The 21,408-nt window shown below is 68.3% G+C and carries 19 protein-coding genes; 10 read left to right on the forward strand and 9 right to left on the reverse strand.

Going from position 1 to position 21,408, the window contains the following annotated elements:
• Window positions 1–253: 253 nt before the first annotated feature.
• Window positions 254–961, reverse strand: a complete 708-nt coding sequence (locus NP4_RS34055; RefSeq protein ID WP_068006694.1) for a TetR/AcrR family transcriptional regulator — start codon at window positions 959–961, stop codon at window positions 254–256.
• A 159-nt stretch (window positions 962–1,120) separates the two neighbouring features.
• Here NP4_RS34055 and NP4_RS34060 point away from each other — a divergent pair, with 159 nt between their 5' ends.
• Both NP4_RS34060 and NP4_RS34065 read left to right on the forward strand, forming a co-directional pair.
• Complete coding sequence (locus tag NP4_RS34060) at window positions 1,121–3,145, forward strand: CocE/NonD family hydrolase (RefSeq protein ID WP_068006696.1); 2,025 nt, start codon at window positions 1,121–1,123, stop codon at window positions 3,143–3,145.
• An 80-nt stretch (window positions 3,146–3,225) separates the two neighbouring features.
• Window positions 3,226–4,941: a GMC oxidoreductase gene (locus NP4_RS34065; RefSeq protein ID WP_068006698.1), complete on the forward strand. Its 1,716-nt coding sequence runs from the start codon at window positions 3,226–3,228 to the stop codon at window positions 4,939–4,941.
• A gap of 101 nt (window positions 4,942–5,042) precedes the next feature.
• Here NP4_RS34065 and NP4_RS34070 read toward each other — a convergent pair whose 3' ends face one another.
• Both NP4_RS34070 and NP4_RS34075 read right to left on the reverse strand, forming a co-directional pair.
• Window positions 5,043–5,522 carry an HAD-IIIC family phosphatase gene (locus NP4_RS34070; protein ID WP_068006699.1) on the reverse strand — a complete coding sequence of 160 codons (480 nt, stop codon included), beginning with the start codon at window positions 5,520–5,522 and terminating at the stop codon, window positions 5,043–5,045.
• 196 nt (window positions 5,523–5,718) lie between these two features.
• Entirely contained in the window at window positions 5,719–6,813 is a 1,095-nt protein-coding gene (locus NP4_RS34075) for a TerD family protein (RefSeq protein ID WP_068006809.1), read from the reverse strand.
• A gap of 142 nt (window positions 6,814–6,955) precedes the next feature.
• Here NP4_RS34075 and NP4_RS34080 point away from each other — a divergent pair, with 142 nt between their 5' ends.
• The gene (locus NP4_RS34080) at window positions 6,956–7,471 is read left to right on the forward strand and encodes a DUF2599 domain-containing protein (protein WP_245998398.1); all 516 of its coding nucleotides are present in this window, start codon (window positions 6,956–6,958) and stop codon (window positions 7,469–7,471) included.
• On the opposite strand, the gene NP4_RS34085 is transcribed toward NP4_RS34080, so the two are convergent.
• The 3 genes from NP4_RS34085 to NP4_RS34095 form a co-directional block, all read right to left on the reverse strand.
• Window positions 7,472–8,227 (reverse strand): phosphotransferase, encoded by a 756-nt coding sequence (locus NP4_RS34085; RefSeq protein ID WP_068006701.1) that lies wholly within the window; start codon window positions 8,225–8,227, stop codon window positions 7,472–7,474. It lies immediately after the preceding gene.
• Between the two features lie 144 nt (window positions 8,228–8,371).
• Window positions 8,372–9,451 carry a hypothetical protein gene (locus NP4_RS34090; protein ID WP_147288062.1) on the reverse strand — a complete coding sequence of 360 codons (1,080 nt, stop codon included), beginning with the start codon at window positions 9,449–9,451 and terminating at the stop codon, window positions 8,372–8,374.
• A gap of 73 nt (window positions 9,452–9,524) precedes the next feature.
• Complete coding sequence (locus NP4_RS34095) at window positions 9,525–9,947, reverse strand: pyridoxamine 5'-phosphate oxidase family protein (protein WP_068006810.1); 423 nt, start codon at window positions 9,945–9,947, stop codon at window positions 9,525–9,527.
• Window positions 9,948–10,083: 136 nt separating this feature from the next.
• Here NP4_RS34095 and NP4_RS34100 point away from each other — a divergent pair, with 136 nt between their 5' ends.
• Genes NP4_RS34100 through NP4_RS34115 form a run of 4 tightly spaced genes read left to right on the forward strand, consistent with a single transcriptional unit; the run spans window position 10,084 to window position 15,309 of the window.
• On the forward strand, window positions 10,084–11,295 hold the full coding sequence (locus NP4_RS34100) for an aminotransferase class V-fold PLP-dependent enzyme (RefSeq protein WP_245998400.1): 1,212 nt from the start codon (window positions 10,084–10,086) through the stop codon (window positions 11,293–11,295).
• Window positions 11,292–12,557: a heavy-metal-associated domain-containing protein gene (locus NP4_RS34105; RefSeq protein WP_068006709.1), complete on the forward strand. Its 1,266-nt coding sequence runs from the start codon at window positions 11,292–11,294 to the stop codon at window positions 12,555–12,557. Before NP4_RS34100 ends, NP4_RS34105 begins: the two co-directional genes overlap by 4 nt.
• Complete coding sequence (locus NP4_RS34110) at window positions 12,554–13,984, forward strand: alanine racemase (protein WP_068006710.1); 1,431 nt, start codon at window positions 12,554–12,556, stop codon at window positions 13,982–13,984. Before NP4_RS34105 ends, NP4_RS34110 begins: the two co-directional genes overlap by 4 nt.
• Window positions 13,984–15,309 (forward strand): pyridoxal-phosphate dependent enzyme, encoded by a 1,326-nt coding sequence (locus tag NP4_RS34115; RefSeq protein ID WP_068006712.1) that lies wholly within the window; start codon window positions 13,984–13,986, stop codon window positions 15,307–15,309. The genes NP4_RS34110 and NP4_RS34115 overlap by 1 nt, the downstream gene beginning before the upstream one ends.
• Before the next feature lies 1 nt (window position 15,310).
• Here NP4_RS34115 and NP4_RS34120 read toward each other — a convergent pair whose 3' ends face one another.
• Both NP4_RS34120 and NP4_RS43485 read right to left on the reverse strand, forming a co-directional pair.
• Entirely contained in the window at window positions 15,311–16,786 is a 1,476-nt protein-coding gene (locus NP4_RS34120) for an FtsW/RodA/SpoVE family cell cycle protein (protein ID WP_373863886.1), read from the reverse strand.
• 19 nt (window positions 16,787–16,805) lie between these two features.
• Window positions 16,806–17,132 carry a hypothetical protein gene (locus NP4_RS43485; RefSeq protein ID WP_082876465.1) on the reverse strand — a complete coding sequence of 109 codons (327 nt, stop codon included), beginning with the start codon at window positions 17,130–17,132 and terminating at the stop codon, window positions 16,806–16,808.
• Between the two features lie 285 nt (window positions 17,133–17,417).
• Here NP4_RS43485 and NP4_RS34130 point away from each other — a divergent pair, with 285 nt between their 5' ends.
• Entirely contained in the window at window positions 17,418–19,283 is a 1,866-nt protein-coding gene (locus tag NP4_RS34130; protein ID WP_068006811.1) for a Na+/H+ antiporter, read from the forward strand.
• Here the strand turns inward: NP4_RS34130 and NP4_RS34135 are convergent.
• The gene (locus tag NP4_RS34135) at window positions 19,259–19,438 is read right to left on the reverse strand and encodes a hypothetical protein (protein WP_068006715.1); all 180 of its coding nucleotides are present in this window, start codon (window positions 19,436–19,438) and stop codon (window positions 19,259–19,261) included. The two genes, NP4_RS34130 and NP4_RS34135, sit on opposite strands and share 25 nt — an antisense overlap.
• Before the next feature lie 173 nt (window positions 19,439–19,611).
• Between NP4_RS34135 and NP4_RS34140 the strand changes: the two genes are divergently transcribed.
• Both NP4_RS34140 and NP4_RS34145 read left to right on the forward strand, forming a co-directional pair.
• On the forward strand, window positions 19,612–20,646 hold the full coding sequence (locus NP4_RS34140; protein WP_068006716.1) for an alpha/beta hydrolase: 1,035 nt from the start codon (window positions 19,612–19,614) through the stop codon (window positions 20,644–20,646).
• A gap of 10 nt (window positions 20,647–20,656) precedes the next feature.
• Window positions 20,657–21,280, forward strand: a complete 624-nt coding sequence (locus NP4_RS34145) for a TetR/AcrR family transcriptional regulator (protein WP_068006718.1) — start codon at window positions 20,657–20,659, stop codon at window positions 21,278–21,280.
• Window positions 21,281–21,408 lie beyond the last annotated feature (128 nt).

A 21,408-nucleotide genomic window follows, 5' to 3' on the forward strand; every position in this document is an offset into this window, starting at 1 on the left:
CGTCCAGGCGGGCAGCGCGCTCGGCCGGGGTGGGCGCAGGGCCGGACCGATCCGCGGCCTGATTCTCGGCGCGCGCGTGCCGGGCATGGCGACCACCGGAGCGGGGGTCCGGGACGACCGGAATCGGTTCGGTGTGATCGTTCATCTCGCCGTTCAGTTTCACATCACCGTGCTGAGGGGAAGCTGAGAGTGCCTTTCGTCAGGTTGTGACATCCTGCACGAAGCCCGGGACAAATGCACATCCACGGTGCGCCTACCCTCTCGGCGCGGCGGGCAATCCCAGTATGAGGCCCAGATTGTCCAGATGCCGCTCGAACAGATCGCCGCGGTCGGCGAAGCTGTCCTGCCCGTACATGTCGAAGACGTCGAAACTCACCGCACCGAACAGTCCAGTCCACACCGAAATCGCCCGCGCCAGTAGCCAATCGGGCAGCGCGAGCCCGAATTCGGCTCGTACGGCGGCGAAATCACCGGCCAGCGGCTGCTCGATGACGGGTACCGGCTCCGGGATCGTGAGAATATCGGCCGCATAGATCTTTTCGATCACCGCCAGCAGGGCTGCGATGACCCGGATGCCGGGTGCGATGGTCTGCTCCGCGGGCGCTTCGTAACCCGGGACCGGGGTGCCGAAAAGCAGTCCGTAGCGCGCGGGTTCGGCCAGCGCCCACTCGCGCACCGCCCGCCCGAGCACCCGCAGCCCCTGCGCCGGATCCGGCGGGGCCGCGGCCAGCGCGGCGTCCACGGCATCGGCCAGTTCGGTGTAGCCGTCGACCACGAGCAGGGTGAGCAATTCGTCACGGCTGCGGACATATCGGTACACCGCCGAGGACACCACGCCCAGATCCCGCGCCACCGCGCGCAGCGACAGCGCCGCCGCGCCGTGCACGGCCAGATGTGCGCGCCCGATGCGGACGATGTCCTCCATGGTGCGGGCACGCGCTCGCGCCCGGGGCGTAGTCATCTCCCCAGATTGCCATAACGAGAGCACTGCATCCACATGCGATCCCCGCTTTTCATGAGATGGCTCACAATTGCCCACCGAAGTGATCCACATTACGGTTACCGACCGGTAGTGATCGAGATTCGGGTTCTCGATCGACGAATACGCTGGGGTGACACTATGTTTCGACGACGCCGTCGAGTTCGGGCATTTCTGACCGCGGCCGTATCGGCCCTCACACTCGGCGCGCTGGCCTTCGCACCGGTCACCCACGCCGATCCCGACGACGGCGCGCGCTGGACCGCCCTGCACGACGGTCCGCCGAAATATCCGGCCGTGCACATCGACTGGGATGTGCCCATCACCATGAGCGACGGCACGGTATTGAAGGCCAATGTGTACCGCCCGGCCGACGCCGCGGGCCCGATCACCGAGCAGCTGCCGGTCGTGGTCAATCTGACGCCCTATACGAAACTCGTTTCCAATGTGGCCGATTCGATGCTGGCGGTGCCGGTGCTCGGCGACGCGCTGATGAACTTCCTGCGCGGATTCGACCTGTCCGGTATCGGCCTGGGCGGCGCGTCGGATCTGGGCAGGGCCCTGCCCGGCGGGCTGGCGCGCACATTCACCGTGGACCGCAAGCTGATTCAGAGCGGCTATGTCCAGGTCGTCGTCGATGTCCGCGGAACCGGCTTCTCCCAGGGCGATTGGCAGGTGCTCGGCGATCGCGAACAGCGCGACGGGGCCGAGGTCGTGGAATGGGCCGCCCACCAACCCTTCTCCGATGGGGCGGTCGGCATGTCGGGGGTCTCGTATTCGGCGATCAACCAATTACAAACCGCCGAACGCCATCCCGAGGGATTGAAGGCGATCTTCCCCGTGGTGCCGGGCAGCGATCTGCTGCACGATATCGTCGCCACCGGCGGCGGTCTGGGCGCGGGCTTCCTGCCGATGTGGCTGGCCGCGATCGACACCACCAAACTCGTGCCCGATGTGCAGGCGCTGCTGAGCGGCCGCTTCGACCTGCGCTGGCTATCGGACCGCATCGCCGATCCCTTCACCTTCTTCGACTATCTGTTCGCGGCGCTGACCGTGCCCAGTATCGACGCGATCCCCGACTATCTGCGAGCACTGATCCAGCAGGACAGCACGATTCGTCAGTCCTGGCTCGGCCACCCGGACACCATCGAGGTGCCCACCTTCCTCTACGGCGGCTGGCACGACATCTTCGCCTACGACCAGACCAAGATCTACCGCACGCTGCCACTGCCCGCGAGTGAGAAAAAGCTGATCATGGGCAACACCTTCCACATCTCCTCCGCCTCCGGACTCGGCGCGCCCGGCGCGCCGCCGCGGCTGGACGTATTGCAGCGCGCGTGGTTCGACAAGTGGCTCAAGGGCATCGATAACGGCATCGACGGCTATCCCCCGGTGACGACCTGGCAGCAGGGCGGCGGCTGGGTCGGCGCGGCCGAATTCCCGCGCCCCGACGCCGATTACCGCCGGCTGTATCTGAATGCCGCGCCCTCGGGCAGCGCGGCGACCAGTGTGCACGACGGCAGCCTGTCGGCCGCGCCGGGCGATCCGGCCCGCTTGACCGTCGCGCCGGGCCTGGCGACCCTGTGCTCGCAGGACGCCGCCACCGGCACCGGCGGGATCACGGCGATGCTCGATGTGTGCACCAGGGATTCGCGGATCGCGGAGACCAGCGCACTCACCTTCACCAGCGCTCCCGTCGCCGCGCCCACCACGGTCTCCGGTCCGATCGCGGTGCATCTCAACACCGTGCTGGACGCGACCGACGGATTCTGGGCGGTCACGCTCAACGATGTCGCCCCCGACGGTAGTTCCGCGCAATGGACCTACGGGCAGCTGGCCGCCTCGCTGCGCGCGGTCGACGAGAACGCCTCGACCCGCTCGGCCAGCGGCGACTACACCGATCCCTATCCGATCCTGACCCTCGACACCCGCCAACCCGTGGTCCCGGGCCAGCCGACCGTGGTCGATATCGGCCTGAATCCGACCGACGGCATCCTGCGACCGGGTCATCGGCTGCGGGTGGACGTCTACGCGCTGAACTTCCCGCGCGGTTTGCCGCTGCGACCGCTGCTCAATGAGAGCGGGCTGCGCCCGCAGCACATCGAACTGGATCCCGCCCAGCCCAGCTGGGTGAATGTGCCGGTCGCCGGGGACCCGGGCTGGTAAGGCGGTACCCCGGGACACAGGTACCGTACTCGGTAGTAACGTTATCGAGGTCACAGGCGACAGCGAGCGAGGAGTGGCGCATGGCCCAGGTCGATACCGATTTCGATGTGCTCATCGTGGGTTCGGGCTTCGGGGGCAGCGTCACCGCGCTGCGCCTGGTGGAGAAGGGGTACCGGGTCGGCGTCCTCGAGGCCGGCCGCCGCTTCGCCGATGACGAACTGCCCCGCAACAGTTGGGATCTGCGCAAATTCCTGTGGGCGCCGCGGCTGGGCTGCTTCGGGATCCAGCGCATCCATCTGCTGCGCGATGTGCTGATCCTGGGCGGCGCGGGCGTGGGCGGCGGTTCGCTCAACTACGCCAACACCCTCTACGTCCCGCCGGAGCCGTTCTTCCAGGACGCGCAGTGGCGCGATATCACCGACTGGCGCGCGGAGCTGACGCCCTATTACGAGCAGGCCACCAAGATGCTCGGCGTGGTGCGCAATCCGCATATTACCCCGGCCGACGAGGTGTTCAAACAGGTCGCCGAGGATATGGGCGTCGGCGACACCTTCGTGCAGACCCCGGTCGGAGTGTTCTTCGGCGAATCCGGCAAGACCGTCGCCGATCCGTATTTCGGCGGCGTCGGACCGGACCGCACCGGCTGCCTGGAATGCGGCGAATGTATGACCGGCTGCCGCCACGGCGCGAAGAACACGCTGGTGAAGAATTATCTGTACCTCGCCGAAAAGGCCGGGGCGCAGGTGATTCCGCTGACCACCGTCGCCGCGGTGCGGCCGCTGCCCGATGGCGGCTGGCAGGTCGACACCCAGCGCACCGGGGCCTGGGTGCGCAAGTCGCCGCGCTCGTTCACCGCCGGACACGTGGTGCTCGCGGCCGGTACCCGCGGCACCCAGCAGTTGCTGTTCAGCATGCGCGACAAGGGAATTCTGCCGGGGCTCTCGCCGACGCTGGGCCGGTTGACCCGCACCAATTCCGAATCCATCGTGGGCGCGGCGACGCGCAAGGTGAATCCGGACCGCGATTTCACCGAGGGCGTGGCCATCACCTCCTCGATCCATCCCACCGCCGACACCCATATCGAGCCGGTGCGCTACGGCAAGGGCTCCAATGCCATGGGGTTGTTGCAGACGCTGATGGTCGACGGCGGCGGCCGGATTCCGCGCTGGCTGCGGTTCCTGCTCGAGGTGCTACGCCATCCGGTCGAGCTGGTGTCGATGCTGACGGTGAAGAATTGGAGCGAGCGCACCATCATCTGCCTGGTCATGCAGCATCTGGACAATTCGATCACCACCTACACCAAGCGCGGGCTGTTCGGGCGGCGGCTGACCTCCAAACAGGGCCACGGCGAACCGAATCCGACCTGGATCCCCGCGGGCAACGACGTGACCCGCCGGGTCGCCGACAAGATCGGCGGCATCGCCGGGGGCAGCTGGGGCGAGGTGTTCAATATTCCGCTCACCGCGCACTTCCTGGGCGGCGCGGCCATCGGCGCGACGGCCGATGACGGCGTGATCGATCCGTATCACCGGGTGTGGGGCTATCCGACCCTGAGCGTGGTCGACGGGGCGGCCGTCTCGGCGAATCTCGGTGTGAATCCCTCGCTCACGATCACCGCGCAGGCCGAACGCGCCGCGGCGCTGTGGCCGAACAAGGGCGAGCAGGACACCCGCCCCGCGCAGGCCGAGGGGTATCGCCGCATCTCCCCCACCGCGCCGAACCAGCCGATCGTTCCGGCCGCGGCGCCCGCCGCGCTGGTCCTGCCGATCGTGGCGATCACCCGCGACAGCGCCTGATCACCCACCCCTCGTCATCAAGGCCCCGGCCCGAATCCACCCGCACCGAAAGAGATTCCGGCCGAGGGGCATGCGCGCGGCCCCGCGAGGGAGGAAGCGGCCTACTGCGCGGCGATGTGGGAGAAGCCCATCGGCGAGGTCGGCGGTGGGCCCGAGCTGACCGGGGCGCGGAATTCCTGTAGCGCGGTGAGGACATCGACGTGGCGGGCGGCGTAGCAGCGCACCTGGGGCAGCGCGTGGGCGACCTCGCTGCGCTCGAGCGGTTCGGCGTCGATATAGCCGATGGCGTTGAGGTCCAGGCGCAGCTGCTGGGCGATGCGGTGGATTGCGGCCGATTTGCGGCCCCAGCCCACCTCGACGGCGGCAAACAATCCGTGGAGGCCGTGTTTATGCAATTTGCCTGTGGTCCAAGCCCATTCACCGCGGCTGGCCACCGCGTGCACGACGCCCCGGCGGGTCAGCGTGCGCAATGCCCGCAACGCGTCCGGTCGCAGCGCCCCACTGGTCGAGTCGCACACCACTCCGTCCCACAGAGTGTTGTCCACTTCCCAGACAAGGCATTTCACGGCCGGTGATGTCATTTCCGCCCCTACGGTCGACGCTTGCGCTTTCCACTCGCGGCCGCATGTACGACCAGCAGCTACAGCAACGATTCAGGTACCACTCGGCTGGAACAAGCCCCGGATTTCTCGGGCCGTCCCCGCGAGAGGACATAGTAGGTTCGCGGCCTGGAGAACACCAGTCCGGCAAACACTTGCTCGCGCTGTGGGCCGAGCCCTAGAGGAAACGCGTGACCGGTTGTACGGCCTCGACCGGATGGCCGGCCTGGATGGGTTCGCCGATCGCGGCCAGCCGCCAGGTCGCGTCGTCGCGCGAGACCTTGGCGACGATCATGCCGGTGTGCGGACCGCCCGCGCGCAGATTGCCACGGGCCAGTTCGGCGTTGGTGGTGCCGTCGATCAAGCGCCAGTAGGAGTTTCGCACCCGTTCGAAGGTGTGGCCCGCATACGAGGTGACCACGAATACGACGGAGGTGATCTGCGCGGGCAGCCGCGACAGGTCCACGGTGATGATCTCGTCGTCGCCCTTGCCGTCACCGGTGACATTGTCGCCGGAGTGGCGCACCGCCCCGTTGCGCGAGGCCAATTGCTGATAGAAGGCCACATCCACCAGATCGTGGCCGATGAACAGCAGCGCCGAGGCGTCGAGGTCGATCTCCAGATCGCGCAGCCCGCGCGCGCCGTGCACCTTCACCGGATCCCAGGCGAGGCCGAGCTTCACCATGGTCAGCTCGCCCTTGCGGATCTCGTGCAGCGAGATCTCCTGTCCCGGATCGAGCATCGCCGGGCCGCGATAGACCACCTGATCGTCGGGGCCGCCGCCGATCGGCACGCCGTGCGCGCGGATGAGCGCCTCGAATCCCGCCGAGTAGCCGTGCCCGAGTACGCGCACCTGCCAGGCCGCGCCGACGCGGTCCAGATCGAAGGCGATGACGGTCGATTCGGGGCCCAGGCCCTCGATCACGTACTGGTACAGCAGATTTCCGGCCGGATCGTCGATGCGCAGCTCGGTGGGCGGATAGTCGCCGAAACGCGCCTGCCGGTCGTCCAGCGACACCACCACCCGCACATGGTCGATATCGCCGGGGATGCGGCGCAGATCGACCGCCAGCGCGGGCGTCTGGCCCGGCACCAGGCGCAGGCCCGGTCCGGTGAGTTGGTTGTAGAAGATCAGATCACCCTCACCGCGGACCCGACCCGCGGCGTCGAGCAGCAGGGCCGCGACGTCGACCGGCTCACTGTGCCGGACGGCCACGACGATGTCGTCGACGGTGAGTCGATCCACCTGTCCCCTGGTCAGCTGAGCGGCCACCTGTCCACTGTACGTGGCCCCGACCGGCATTTCGGGCAAGACAGGCGTGCGGTTGGTGCGGTCGGGGACAAGCGAATTCCCGGCATTCCCGGCGAACGGGTAGCGTGGCGAGGGCGAGACGGCCACGACAGAAGGGATTTCCGTGCGCCTGGGCACCCTGCGATTCGGGGCCGCGCCGCTGCTTTCCCTGGTGGTCGCGGTGTGCGGATGTAGCGCGGCGGATCATTCCGAACCGGTCGCCATCGGCCCCGGCCCGACCCCGCACACGACGACCGCACCCGCGCCGACCACCGCGACCGCGATCGCGGCAACCCCGGCCCCGACGGTCGACCCCTTCGCCGACGCTCCGCTCATCGATCACACCGAGTGGACCGACGATGCCGACGGCCGTCGCCTGCACGTCTATCCGACCGCGGCCGGGCGCGCCGACACCATTCCCGCCGCGGTGGATCGCGCGTGGGGCGAGGTGGTGGCCGACGCCGCCGACGCCGACTCCCCGGGCATGTACGACCAGTTCAGATGCCATTGGGAATGGGCGCGGCTACTACGTCCGGACAAACCCAGCTGGAATCTCGAACCCTGGCGTCCGGCGGTCGGATACGACGCGACCGTGCAGGCGGGATGCAATCCGGGCGGACCGGAATTACCGGGCAACTGATCAGGTCAAGCGTCCGATCACACCGATCACGCCGCTGCGGATCAGACTGTCGTCGCCGGTGATTCGGCCGTAGACGACCTCGAACCACGGCCCGAGGCGATGCCACAGCAGTGCGCGGGCGCGCTGATCCTCGGTCACGCCGTAGGCGCGTTCCAGGGCGTAGCGGAAGGCCGGGGGCGTATCGTGCAGCGCCCAGGCCAGATCGATCGCGGCGTCGCCGAGATGCGCGTCCCCGAAGTCGATCACGCCCGTGAGGCCCTCGGCGTCGGCGAGCACGTGATCGGGGCCGAGGTCACCGTGAACGACGGTATCGATCGGCAGATCGACGACGGCGGCGAGCAATTCCAGCGCGGCCGGGCGAATCTCGCCGGGCAGCAGCGTAACCACCTGCTCGCGGAACCGACCGACCGCCTCGGCCCGATCGGCCGTCGTGCGGGCGGCCGGGGGCAGACCGTGCCGCTGGGCCTCATCGACCGGACTGTCGTGCAGCGCGCGCAGAAACGCACCGAATGCCATTCCGTGCCGGGCCGTCGGTTCGAGCACCGCCTCGCCGGGAATCATCCAGTGCCGCACCGTGACCGGATCGTCTTCGACCAGCTCCGGCACCGGCACCCGCAGCGGCAACCGCGGCGCGAGCCACGGCATCAACCGCGTCTCGCGGCGCAACTGCTCCGCGATCTCCGGCCGCCGCGGCCGCCGATACACCCAGCCGTCGACGAGTGTCGCGACGCTGTCCCATCCCTGTCCGATTTCCACGAACCGGACGGTAGGTGATGGCGATCCGACGCCGCCAGTCAATTGCGCCGTGTGCACGCATCGCGCGAATTTCCGCCGTGCGCGGCGCGTCGCGTAATCGGCACGAACCGCGCAAACGCACCGAATGCCTTCGCGCGGTATCGGCTACGACAGGGCGGGTGGGACGGGGTGACGGGTCGGCAGCATGAGGATGCCCAGCAGCCAGCCGAGCAGCCCGGCCATGATCGGCACGCCGGTCCACAACTCGACCACCGAGGGCACCCGCCCGGCCGCCGCGGCGGCGATCCCGATGTAGAGCGACCAGGTGAAAAACGCCGCGGCGCAGGAGAACCCCCAGTACACCCCGGGCCGCGCCGCGCACGGATCCAGGCAGAGGATGAGCAGATCCACCCCCACCGCGGCGATCACGAACGCCAGCAGGACGCTGAGATTGTGCCCGCCGGTCTCCGCGCCCGACACCACGACCACCGGCAGCATGGTCAGCGCGGCCGCGCCGAACGGCAGCCGCCAGCGACGGGCCAGAAACAGCAGCGGTAACAGCAGCACCGCCGCGGTGATCACCAGCGCCGCGGCAAGTTCGCGCACCGAGGCGTCGTCGGTGCGTGACAGGCCTTCGACGATCTGTACCGCGGAATAGGTCAGGGCGTTTCCGTAGCCGACGAATACGGTCACCACCGCCGCGGCCAGTCCGGTGGTCAGCAGCGCGGGCCACAGCAGCCGCAGCGGCGGGGCCTCGCCCACCTCGGGGCGGCCCATCGCCGAGCGCACCGGCGAGGTGACCAGGACCAGCATCGAGGCCGCGAGTCCGAGATGGCCGGGCGCGAACAGCATTCCGATGCCCGCACCCGGGCCCAGGCAGGCGTGCCAGATCAGATCCCCGGCCCCCGACAGCGCGAATCCGGCCACCGCGGCCACGGTGGATCGGTATCCCAGTGGCACGGCCGCGAATCCGCGCAGCCCGCCGCGGGTGCGTCGCCACACGAGCGCGAGCGTCCAGCCCGCGATCGCGACGAATCCGGTGTCGAACACCAGATGCCAGGCGGCGAAGAACGATCCGGGTTCCGGCGCGGCGGTGTGCGCCCCGGCGTCGAGGATCAGCCCGCCGACCATCCACAGCGCGGCCAGCGCGGTGACGGCGTCGTCGAGCGCGGTCGCGGGTAGCCCGCCGCGACGCGGATCACCCAGCACCGCCAGCATCCTCGTCCGCACGCCCACTACGCTCACCGGCACGACGGTACCGAGTACGCCAGCTCACCGCATCCGGGTCGAACCGGCCCGCGGCGTGTCGAATTCGCGCCTACAGCGCGCCGAGATCGGCCGCGTACCAGTGCTCGGGTCGCAGCGCCACGACCGCCTGCTCACCGAATTCCTCGGCTTGGCGCAGATAGGCCGCGACCTTGTCCTCGGGTAGATACCGCCGCACCATATGCGTGTGCTGCTCGTCGGTGGCCGTGGTGATCCGGGTGACCGGACCCTCGACGTTCACATACCGCACCGAAGGCTCCGACCGCTCGGCCATGATCGAGAACCGGCCCGCGGCCTTGATCAGTTCCATCTTCTTCGATTGCGGACCGGTCAGCACCCACAGCTCACCGCCGGGTTCGTAGTCATACCAGATCGGGACGGTCAGCGGCGCCCGGCCGGGCCCCGCGTCCACCGACAGGGCCCCGATATGTGGTTCTGCCAGAAACAGTTCGCGTTCGTGCGGTGTCAACGGCATGTTGATCAACCTACCAAACCCGTTGCCTGCGAGAACCTTCGAACGCGCCGGTGGAATGTGCGTATCGTGGTGGGGTCGGAGCAGACGAGCCGAAGGGAGCGTCGCGTTGCGGTCACCTGCGTCTTCGCCGATCCCCGTGCGGGCCGGCCGTGCGCTGTTCCCCGCCCTGGCCGAGGCCGCGGAAACCTACCTCGACAGCGCCTCCACCACTCAGAAGCCCCTGCCGGTCATAGAGTCGGTCGACCGATATCACCGCAGCCGCACCGCGAACGCGGGACGCGGCGGCTACGGCTGGGCCACCGTACTCGACCGCGAGATCGAATCCGTGCGCGCGCGCACCGCCCGATTCGTCGGCGCGCGGCCCGAGGAGGTGGTGTTCACCTCCGGCGCGACCGCGGCGCTCAACGCGATCGCCCTGGCGTGGGGGCTGAGCGAACTCGCCGACGGCGATGAGATCCTCTACAGCCCGCACGACCATTCGGCCAATGTCTATCCCTGGCTGCGGCTGCGTGACGTGCTGGCCCGCTTCGGCCGCCGCGTCCGGCTGATCCCGTACCGGGTGACCGCGCTCGGCGAGGCCGACGCCGCGGATATCGCCGCCCGGATCACCCCGCGCACCCGGCTGATCACCGTCTGCCATCTGCATCACGTCTTCGGCGCGGTGAGCACGCTCCAACAGCTGCGGGCGCGCGTGGATCCGGCGATCCTGTGGTGTTTCGACTGTAGTCAGAGCGGCGGACACCTACCGCTGGACGTGACGGAACTGGGCGCTGATTTCGCGGTGCTGTCGGCGCACAAGATGTTCGGTGCGCCGGGCACCGGGGTGCTGTACTGCGCGCGCCGGGTGCACGAGCGACTCACCACCTTCCTGCCCGGTGGCAGTTCCGGTGTGGCCGTGACCGATTCCGGGCTGCGCCCGACCGGTATGCCGCATCAGCTCGAGGGCGGCACGCACAATATTCCCGGCATACTCGCCCTCGGCGCGGCGCTCGAAGTGCTCGAGGAATTCGGCATGTCCGCCATCGCCGAACACAATCGCCTGCTGACCCGGCAGCTGATCGAGGGTCTGCGCCCGCTGCCCGGGCTGCGCCTGCTGCCCGGCCCGGCGCACGCCGACCGCGAAATCGGTTACGGCATCGTCTCGTTCGCACTCGACGGCATCGGCGCCACCGACCTCGGCTTCGTACTGGCCGAATCCGGATTCCTCGTGCGCACCGGGGCCCACTGCGTTCCCGCCCGGGACGCGGGCGCGGATTCGGTGCGGGTGAGCACCCACGTCTACACCACCGGCGACGACATCGACCGGTTCGTCCGATGTGTCGCCACGATCGCCTCGGAGGTCCGATGAGCACTCTCGGCTACGACCGCCGCGCCGCCTCCCGGGTGCTCGCCGGACTGGCCCATCCGGGCCTGTTCGCCGAGACGCCCGCCGCGATACCGGCCCGGGTCGAATACACCTGCGCGACAGTGCGTTCGGAACCGAACAGCCATCTGACCCTGTCGCAGCGGCTGTATCTGGAGCGGTTCATGCGCCCGTGCCGCCCCGACCAGGTCACCAGCGCGACCCACCGCATCGCCTGGACCGATTCCGACGGCGTCCCCAATACCGGCTTCTTCCGCACGGGCGGACTCGGGCCGATCGTACCGATCGCCATGCGCGAGACGGTGCTGGCGCTGTGGCGCGCGCTGGCGGCCAATGCCGCTCTGGCCGCACGCGTTTCGACGGTTTCCGCCCGCGACCTGGCGGTGCTCGAAGGCACCACCACCGATCACGAGCCGATGGATATCTTCCGGGTCGGCATCGAGGCGTGCGGGCGGGCCCTGGCGCAGCACGCGCTGCTGGCGCGGTGGACGCCCTACCGCACCCCGGCCGAATTCGCCTGCGGTATGCGCGATTCCGGCATCTTCTCGGCCGTGGCAACACGCTGGTACTGGGAGCTGCAGGCCTCGACCTATCGGCGCGGGATGATCCCGGTGATGTTCGCGACCCAGCCCGACGGGACCGTGCGCTACACCGCCGATACCGTCGCCACCCTGCGCGCGATGAAGGACGCCACCATCACCGACGCGCATACCGTCATGCGGCGCGCCACCACGACCGAGGGCCTGTCGGCGGCCGCGGCGATCGCGAAATATCACGACGATCTGGATCTGATCTCGCGCCAGTACGCGCTGCTGCCGCCCGGCACCCGTCCGGCCTGTCTGGCCGCCATGCCGCATACCGTCGACGGCGCGCACTACAGCGTGCTGCCGGTGGTGGTGGATCGGTTCGTGACGGTCTTCACCGCGATCGCGACGGACCTGTCGATCGTGGAGGTGGCGGGCGAATCGGCCGATGACAGCGGCGAATTGGCGGCCGAAGACCGGGTGTTCTACGTCCCGGACATGAACTGCAAACACTGCGTGCGCACCATCACCGGGGTGCTCGAGTCGATGCGGATCCGGGTGCACGACATCGATCTGATCAGCAAGCGGGTGGTCGCCGAATTCCGCAGCCCGCGCAATCGTCAGCGCGCGTTCGACGCGCTGCGCGACGGCGGCTACAACCCGGTCACCGCACGGCCCACCGCAACACCCGAGCGGCCGCAGGCCACGGAAACGGCCGTATGACGGCCGCTGTTCCGGCGCTCCCGGCGAAGATCCATCCGCTGGTGCGCGCGTTCCTCGACAGTCCGGATGCGGTGGCCGCGGCGGTGGACCGGTTCGGCTCGCCCGCGCATCTGCTGTTCCCGCAGGTCTATCTCGACAATCTCGCGGGCCTACGCCAGGTGCTGGACCGGCATCAGGTGCGGTATCGAATCTGCTACGCGCACAAGGTGAATCGGTCTCGGGCATTCCTACGCACCGCCGAGGCGGCGGGGATCGGCGTGGATGTGGCCTCGGCGCAGGAGCTGACCGCGGCGCTGGCCGCCGGATTCGGACCGGACCGCATCGAGGTGACCGGACCCAAAGGTATCGGACTGCTGCGGGAGCTCATCGCGGCCGGGGTGACGATCAATGTCGACAATCTGTGGGAACTCGAGCGGATAGCCGAACTCGCCGGTACGAAGACGCCTGTGCTGCTGCGCATCTCCGGATTCGCGGGCAGCGCGCCGAGCCGATTCGGCATCACACCCGCCGACGCCGAACACGCCCTCGCGCTCGCGGCCGCCCATCGCGATCGGATCGGCTTGTGCGGCTTCGCGTTTCATATAGATTCCGGTGAGACCGGCGAGCGCGTGCGGGCGGTGCAGGAATGCCTGGGCCTGGTGGAACGCGCCTACGGTTACGGCCTCGAGCCGACGGTCCTCGATATCGGCGGCGGGCTGCGGCAGGTGTTCACCGCCGACGCCGATCGTTTCGACGGCTACGTGGCGGCGCTGCGGGCGGCGCTGCTCGGCCGCGGGGAGCCGATGAGCTGGGGGAACAACACCTTCGGCTATCAGGTCGACGACACCGGCGTGCACGGCATCCCGATATTCCACAAATACGCCAATACCGTGCCCGCGACCCGCATGCTCGACGATCTGCTCACCGCCGCGCTCGACGCGCACGGCGGGCGCACCGTCGCTCAGGTGGCCGGGGAGAATCTGCTGGAGCTGTGGCTCGAACCGGGTAAATCGCTGGTCGACCACGCCGGAATCACCGTGGCCCGAGTCGAATTCGTCAAGACGGCCGCCGACGGCAGCACGCTGGTCAATCTGGATCTCAGCCGGGACAGCGTCACCCCGGCCGATCAGGAGGTGATGGTGGATCCACTGATCCTGCCCGGGGTGGCCCGGCCCGAGCCGAATGACCTCGCACCGGTGGGGGTGTTCTTCGCCGGGCGGCTGTGTCTGGAACGCGACATGATCACCAATCACAAGGTGTGGCTGCCGTACCGTCCGCGCGCGGGTGATCTGGTGGTGTTCCCCAATACCGCCGCCTATCACCAGGATCTGTCGGCCGCGATGGCCAGTAGGCATCCGCTGCCGCCGAAACTGGTGGTGACCCGCGACGACGGCGAATTCCGGATCCGCCCCGACCGTGACTACGAACCGGCGCTGGTGATGCCCTGATGCGCTACGACCACATCACCGATCTGATCGGCAATACTCCCCTGCTGCGACTGGATCCGGCCGCACACGGGCTGGCCGAGGTCGAACTGTACGCCAAGCTCGAATTCTACAACCCGTTCGGCTCGGTGAAGGACCGGGTGGCCTGGGGCATGATTCGCGACGATCTCGACGAGATCACCGCGGGCGGACAGGATTTCATCGAGGCGTCCAGCGGCAACACCGCCAAGGCGCTGCGCATCCTGGGCGCGATGCGCGGTATCGGGCTGCGCGCGGTCACCAATCGGGTCAAGATCACCGAGGTGCGTGAACTGCTGGAGCTGTTCGGCACCGAGATCGAGGAGTTGCCCGGCCTGTCGGAATGCCCCGACCCGACCACGCCCAACAATGTGTACGCGGTGATCGAGGCGGAGCTGGCCCGCAACCCCGGCGCGTACTACTACCCCTCGCAATATACGAACGAGAAGAATATCGAGGCGCACTACCACGGCACCGGCCGCGAGATCCACGAGGATCTGGCCCGCGACGGCATCACCCGTATCGACTATCTGATCGGCGGTCTCGGCACCACCGGATCCACCCGCGGCACGGCCACCTATCTGCGCAAACATCATCCGGATCTGCGCACGATCGCGGTGGTTTCGGAGCGTTCGGACTTCATCCCCGGCATTCGCTCGGAAACCGAGATGTGGGATGTGGGCCTGTTCCAACCGGAGTTCTACGATCGCATCGTCACCGTCGACTCCGCCCAGGCCGTCGAGGCCACCCTGAATCTCGCGCTGCGCCACGGGGTCCTGGCGGGTCCGACCAGCGGCGCGAGCTACGCCGCGGCGCTGGATGTCCTCGCGGGTGAGGAGTTCGCCGCCACCGACGGCCCCGCTGTCGCGGTCCTGATCGTCTGCGACCGCATCGAACCCTATCTCTACTACATCAAGAAACGCCGCCCGGATCTGTTCGGCCGCACCGCATCCCGCCTACCGCCACCCACATCCGAGGAACTCGCCCGGGTCCCCGAATTGTCCCCCGAGGACCTCGCACGGATCCCGGACCCCGTCATCGTCGACACCCGAGGCGCGATGGCCTACCGGATCGGCCACGTCCCCGGCGCGATCAATATCCGCGACGACCAACTCGACGACATGTTCATCCAGGGCATCCCGTTCCCCCGCACCCGCCCGGTGATCTTCGTCTGTCCGGTGGGCGAGCTGTCGCGCCGCTTCGCCGCCCTCGCACGCCGCGATGGCCACGATGCCGCCAGCCTCGCGGGCGGCATCGTGGCGTGGCGGGATGCGGGAAAACCGTTGGAGTCCAACCGCTCACCGCTGTGAGTCAGCGGGCGCGTTTGGTCGGGCTGGGGTGGCGGATGTGTTCGGTCATGGCCTCCGCGATCGGCGCGGGCGGCGGCGCGGCGGGGGTGGCCACCGAGCGCGCGTCGTGGGAGACGCGCATGAGCAGGGCGATGATGATGTAGTTGGCCAGCAGCGAGGAGCCGCCGTAGGACATGAACGGGGTGGTGAGGCCGGTCAGGGGTATGAGTTTGGTGACCCCGCCCACCACGACGAACAATTGCCAGCCCAGGGAGAAGGCCAGGCCCCCGGCGAGGAGTTTGCCGAAGGAGTCGCGGGTGGCCAGGGCGGCGGTGAAGCCGCGGATGGTGATCACGGTGAACAGCAGCAGGATCGCGGTGAGGCCGAACAGGCCCATTTCCTCGCCGATGGTGGCGATGATGAAATCGGTTTTGGCGAAGGGGACTTCCTGCGGGCGGCCGCCGCCCAGTCCCGCGCCCCACAGCCCACCGGTGCCGAGGCCGAACAGGCCCTGCGCGATCTGATAGCCGTTGGTGTAGTAGGTGGCGAAGGGGTCCTGCCACACGTGTACCCGCACTCGAACGTGCGCGAACAGCTGATAGGCGATGATCGCGCCGACGGCGAACATGGCGATGCCGATCAGCAGCCACGACGCGCGCCGGGTCGCGATGTAGACCATCGCCAGCACGGTCCCGAACACCAGCAGGGAGAAGCCGAGGTTCTTCTCGTAGACCAGCACCAGCACCGACACGAACGTCACCAGCAGCAGCGGACCCAGATCGCGCAGCCGGGGCACGGTGAAGCCGAGGAAGCGTTTGCCCGCGGCGCCGAACAGATCGCGATTGTCGACCAGGAACGCGGAGATGAACACCAGCAGCAGCACCTTGGCGAATTCGCCGGGCTGAATCGAGAAGCCGGACAGCATGATCCAGCTCTTACCGCCGTTGACCTCGCTGAACCGCGACGGCAGCACCGCGGGGATCAGCAGCGCCACCAGACCCGCCAGCCCGCAGGTGTAGGCGTATTTCGCGGGCTGGCCGTGATTGCGCACCACCGCCAGCACGAGCGCGAACAGCGCGATTCCCGCTGCGGTCCAGATCAATTGGTGCGCCGCGTCCGAGGAGGGCGCGGCCTTGCCCAGGGCCGCGGCGGTGGCGGCCTCGGCGCGGTCGAGGCGGTCGATGAGCACCAGCCCCAGCCCGTTGAGCGCGACCACGCACGGCAGGATGACCGGATCGGCCTTGGGCGCCAGCACCCGCACGGCCAGATGCGCCAGCAGCGACAACCCCGCGAACACCGCCAGCGCGCCCTGCAGCGAACTCCCGTCGCCGCCGCCGGTCGCCGAGGACATGGCCAGCCCGGCCACACTCACCAGCGCCACCGCCGCCACACACAACACCAGCTCGGTGCGCCGCGGTTTGGGCAGGCCGATCGGCCCGGATACCGCACCGATCGGCCCCGATGCGAAGGACTCCCGAAACGCGCTCACGGCAACCAGTATGCGTGGGCCGCCGCGCTCAGCGTTTATCCAGAGCGCGAATGAGCAGATCCTTCATCTCGGCGACGTTCTCCTCGATGGACCGTACCCGGGCATTGGTGTCGTCCAGTTTGACGGTGAGTCGCTGTTCCACCCCGTCGATCTTGTCATCGAGCCGCGTCCGGACACGATTGATCCTCGTGTCCATGACATCGAATCGTTCGCGAGTCTGCACGCTCAGCGTGTTGATAGCTTGCATGGTCGCCTTATGCCGCTCGTCGTGTTCGGCAAGTCTCTGATCGATCGCCTCGAACCGGCGATCGTGCTCGAGGAGCTGTCGGTCAACCTCGTCGAACCGGCGATCCATGGTGTCGAACCGACCGTCATGGTCGGCAAGCCGCCGATCCACCGAATCCAGGCGTTCGAGGATCTGTCTGTTCGACGCCAGCACGGCACTGATGGCGGCTTTGCTCTCCGCGCGATCGGCTTCCAACGCCGCGACACGGACCTCGAGTTCGGGAAGGCTGGCCGGCATTCCGCGAGTTTATCGGCGAGAGCGGGCGGCGAACAGCGACAAACCCACAGCCGCACCCTTTATGACCAAGATCGATCCAATTGCCCTGGTCGCCATCCGAAATGGCAGTATGACGTGGTGCATATCGCGTTCGGTCTGGTGGTTCTGGTCGCCGCGGCGATCGGCTTGGCCGCGCTGGCCCGGCGAATCGGCGTGGCCGAGCCGCTGTTTCTGACCCTGGCCGGGATCGCGGCCTCCTATCTGCCGTTCGTGCCCAGCGTGGAGATCAATCCCGAGATCGTCATGTTGGGCCTGCTGCCGCCGCTGGTCTACACCGCCGCCATCAGCACCTCGCTGGTGGACTTCCGGCCCAAGAAGCTGACCATCGCGCTGCTGTCGGTGGGGCTGGTGCTGTTCACCACCTTCGCCGTCGCGCTGGTGGTGTGGCGGCTGCTGGATGTGCCGCTGGCCGCCGCGGTCGCGATCGGCGCGGTGGTCTCCCCGCCCGACGCCGTCGCCGCCAGCGCCATCGCGCGCCGGGTCGGCATGCCGCGGCGCATCGTGACCCTGCTCGAGGGCGAGGCGCTGTTCAACGACGCGACCGCGCTGGTCACCCTGCGCACCGCGATCGCGGCCATGGCCGGGGCGTTCAGCATCTGGCACGCGGGCGGCGACTTCGCGATCGCGACGATCGGCGGCACGGCCATCGGCGTGGTCGCCGCGGCGGTGCTGGCGGTGCTGCGTCGGCGCATCACCGATCCGGTACTCGATACGAGTCTGTCGCTGGTCGCGCCGTTCGCGGCGTATCTGCCCGCCGAGGCCGCGCACGCCTCGGGCGTCATCGCGGTGGTGGTGTGCGGGCTGATCCTGGGCCAGGGCGCGCCGGTGTGGCAGAGCGCGGCCTCGCGCATCGCCGATCGCACCAACTGGCGCACCATCCAATTCATCCTGGAGAACGCGGTTTTCCTGCTCATGGGCCTCGAGGTGCGCCACATCCTCGAAGACGCGTGGGGCAGCGGAATCGGCCACGGCACCCTGCTGCTGGCCTGCGCGGCGGTCCTGCTGACCGTGATCGTGGTGCGCCCGATCTGGGTGTTCCCGACCATCTACTGCGCGTGGTGGGTGGAAAGCCGCCCCCGCGGCAAACCCAGACCCGCGTGGACCGCGCCCGCGGTGGTGTCGTGGGCGGGTATGCGCGGGGTGGTGACCCTGGCCGGTGCGCTGCTGCTGCCCTCGGACACACCGCAATTGGCGACCCTGAAACTGCTGGCCCTGGTCGTCGTCGGCGGAACGCTACTGCTGCAAGGCTTTTCGCTGCCCTGGCTGATCCGGGCGCTGCGGCTACGCGGACCCAGTCGCGCCGAGGACGCGCTGCAGGAGGCGAGCCTGCTGCAGCAGGCCACCACCGCGGGCCTGACCGCTCTGGACGCCGCGATCGCGCCGGAGACGCCCCCGGAGATCGTCACCGCGCTGCGCGAACGGGTGGCCCGGCGCGCCAATGCCGCCTGGGAACAGCTCGGCCGCGCCGAATCGGTCCGCATCACACCCAGCGGCGAGTATCGGCGGCTGCGCCTGGCGATGCTCGCGGCCGAACGCGAAACCGTCCTGCGCGCACGCGATTCGGGCACCCTCGATCACGAGGTGCTCGAACATGTGATGGCCGCCCTCGATATCGAGGAGTCCACCATCGACCGGGTCGTGGAGGCCGACGACTATCCCGAGGAGCTGATGCTGCGCCCCGGCGCGGCCAGCTGCGATCATCTGCGCGACGCGCCGCGGGTACGGGTGCCCGATCTGCCCGACGCCTGCTCGGAATGCCTCGCCGAGGGCCTGACCTGGGTGCATTTGCGCATGTGCCTGACCTGCGGGCATGTCGCCTGCTGTGATTCCTCGGTCGGCAATCACGCCACCCGGCACTTCCGCGACACCGCCCACCCGGTCATGCGCAGTGTCGAACCGGGTGAGGATTGGCGTTGGTGCTACGTCGACGAGCTGCTGGGTTGATCCCCGGGCACCTCGGGAGATCGCGGCGCGCTCAGCCGGATCACCCCCGCGTCCAGGTCCAGATCCAGCCGCGGCCGGTGGCCCTGCCCGTCGCTGTCCTCGCTGCCCTCGTCAGCGAGTTTGCCGCCGGGGAACAGTTCACCGATGAAACCCATGCCTCCACGCTACCGAGCCGCGGCGAGCAGGGCAGCCGATCCACCGGCGTATCCATCGGCGAGCAGCTCGCCCACCACTAGCTGTGCCCGAGTCGGGCCCGCGAAACCCGGTCGTCCCGTACCGTTCTCGTCCGGAACTACTGATTTCGGTACGCGCCCCTCGGGAGGCCCGCATGCTGCCCTGGTCCACCACGCTGGCCGGACGCATCGATGAGCTGGTGATCAGCAGCGATGTCCTGCGCGACAATCCGCTCGGCGATCCGCACGAACGCCCGCTGCTGGTCTATCTGCCGCCGGGCTACGACGACGAACCCGATCGGCGCTATCCCTCGGTCTATGTGATCCAGGGCTACACCGGATCGGTCGCGATGTGGCGCAACCGCACCCCGTATCGCCAGCCGTTCCCCGAAACCGCCGATCGGGTCTTCGCCGAGGGCCAGGCCCCACCCGCGATCATGGTCTATGTCGACGCGTGGACCGCCTACGGCGGCAGCCAATTCGTCGATTCCCCGGGCACGGGCCGCTATCACAGCTATCTGTGCGATGAGGTGGTGACGTTCGTCGATCGGCGCTATCGCACGGTCCCGGCCGCCGAACACCGCGCGATCAGCGGCAAATCCAGCGGCGGATTCGGGGCCATGATCACCCCCATGCTGCGCCCGGATCTGTTCGGGGCGTTGGCGACCCACGCCGGCGACGCCCTCTACGAATTCTGCTACCTGCCCGAATTCGCCAGCGCCGTACGGTATCTGCGCGCCTACGACGGCGATATCGGGCGCTGGTGGAGCGAATTCGGCTCCCGGGTCGCGTTCACCGAGCCCGAGGATCACGACCTGCTGTCGGTGCTGGGCGTCTCGGCGTGCTTCTCCGCCCGCGAGGACGGCACGGTGGAGCTGCCGTTCGATCCGGTGACCGGCGTGCTGCGCGAGGCGGTGTGGGATCGCTGGCTGGCCTGGGATCCGGTGCGCATGGCGCCGAAATACGCCGAGGCGCTGCGTTCGCTGCGCGGCATCTGGATCGATGCGGGCACCCGCGACGAATTCTGTCTGGATCTGGGGGCCGAGGCGTTCCGGGCCGCGCTGCTGGCCGCCGAGGTCCCCGACGACATCATCCGTTTCGAGCTGTTCGATGCCGGGCACGGCGGTATCGACTACCGCTATCCGCTGTCACTGGCCTGGCTGTGCGAGCGGATCGCGGTCGACGACTAGGGTTGATCGGATGCGGACAGGTCAGGACTCGGCAGGTGGTGAACCTCGGATCTGGGGTGGGACCACCCTCACCGAGCGGCGCGAGGCGCGGCGCGCGGCGCTGCTCGAGGCCGCGCTGGATCTGATCGGCGAGGCGGGCGCCGCAGCGGTGACGATGCGAGCGGTATGCCGCACGGCCGGGTTGACCGATCGCTATTTCTACGAGAGTTTCACCAGTCGCGATCAGCTGCTCGACATTCTGTATCGGCAGGTGGCCGATGAATTCCTCACGCCCATGACCTCCTTCGCCGCGGTCGATGATCCCGCGCGCGATCGGCAGCTGGCCCAGGTGCTGGTCGACAAGGTGCTCGAGGATCCACGCAAGTCGCGATTGTTTCTGGTGGAGCCGTATTCGAGCACCGGGCTCGGACAGACCACGATCGCGGTGATGCCCGCGTTCACGCGGTTGATTCAGGATCATCTGTTCACCCATATCGACGATCCCGAGCGGCGGCGGTTGGCGGCGGTCACCATGGCCTCGGGTAATGCGGGGATGTTCTCGGCGTGGTTGAACGGGTCCTTGCGGGTGACACGGGATCAGATCGTCGATCATCTGGTGGCGGTTATTACCGCCTATCGGGCAATGTATCGCTAGCCTCGTTCGGGTTGCCAACTCCTTCCGTTCGGTGTTAACTCCCAAACGCCTGGCGCCCCGACAGCCGAAGGGAGGTGGTCGTCATGCCTGATGGCAGTTCTCCATACCGATTCGCCAACTATTCACTC

Origin of the sequence: Nocardia pseudobrasiliensis NBRC 108224 (assembly GCF_001613105.1) — a bacterium.
Lineage (GTDB): Bacteria > Actinomycetota > Actinomycetes > Mycobacteriales > Mycobacteriaceae > Nocardia > Nocardia pseudobrasiliensis.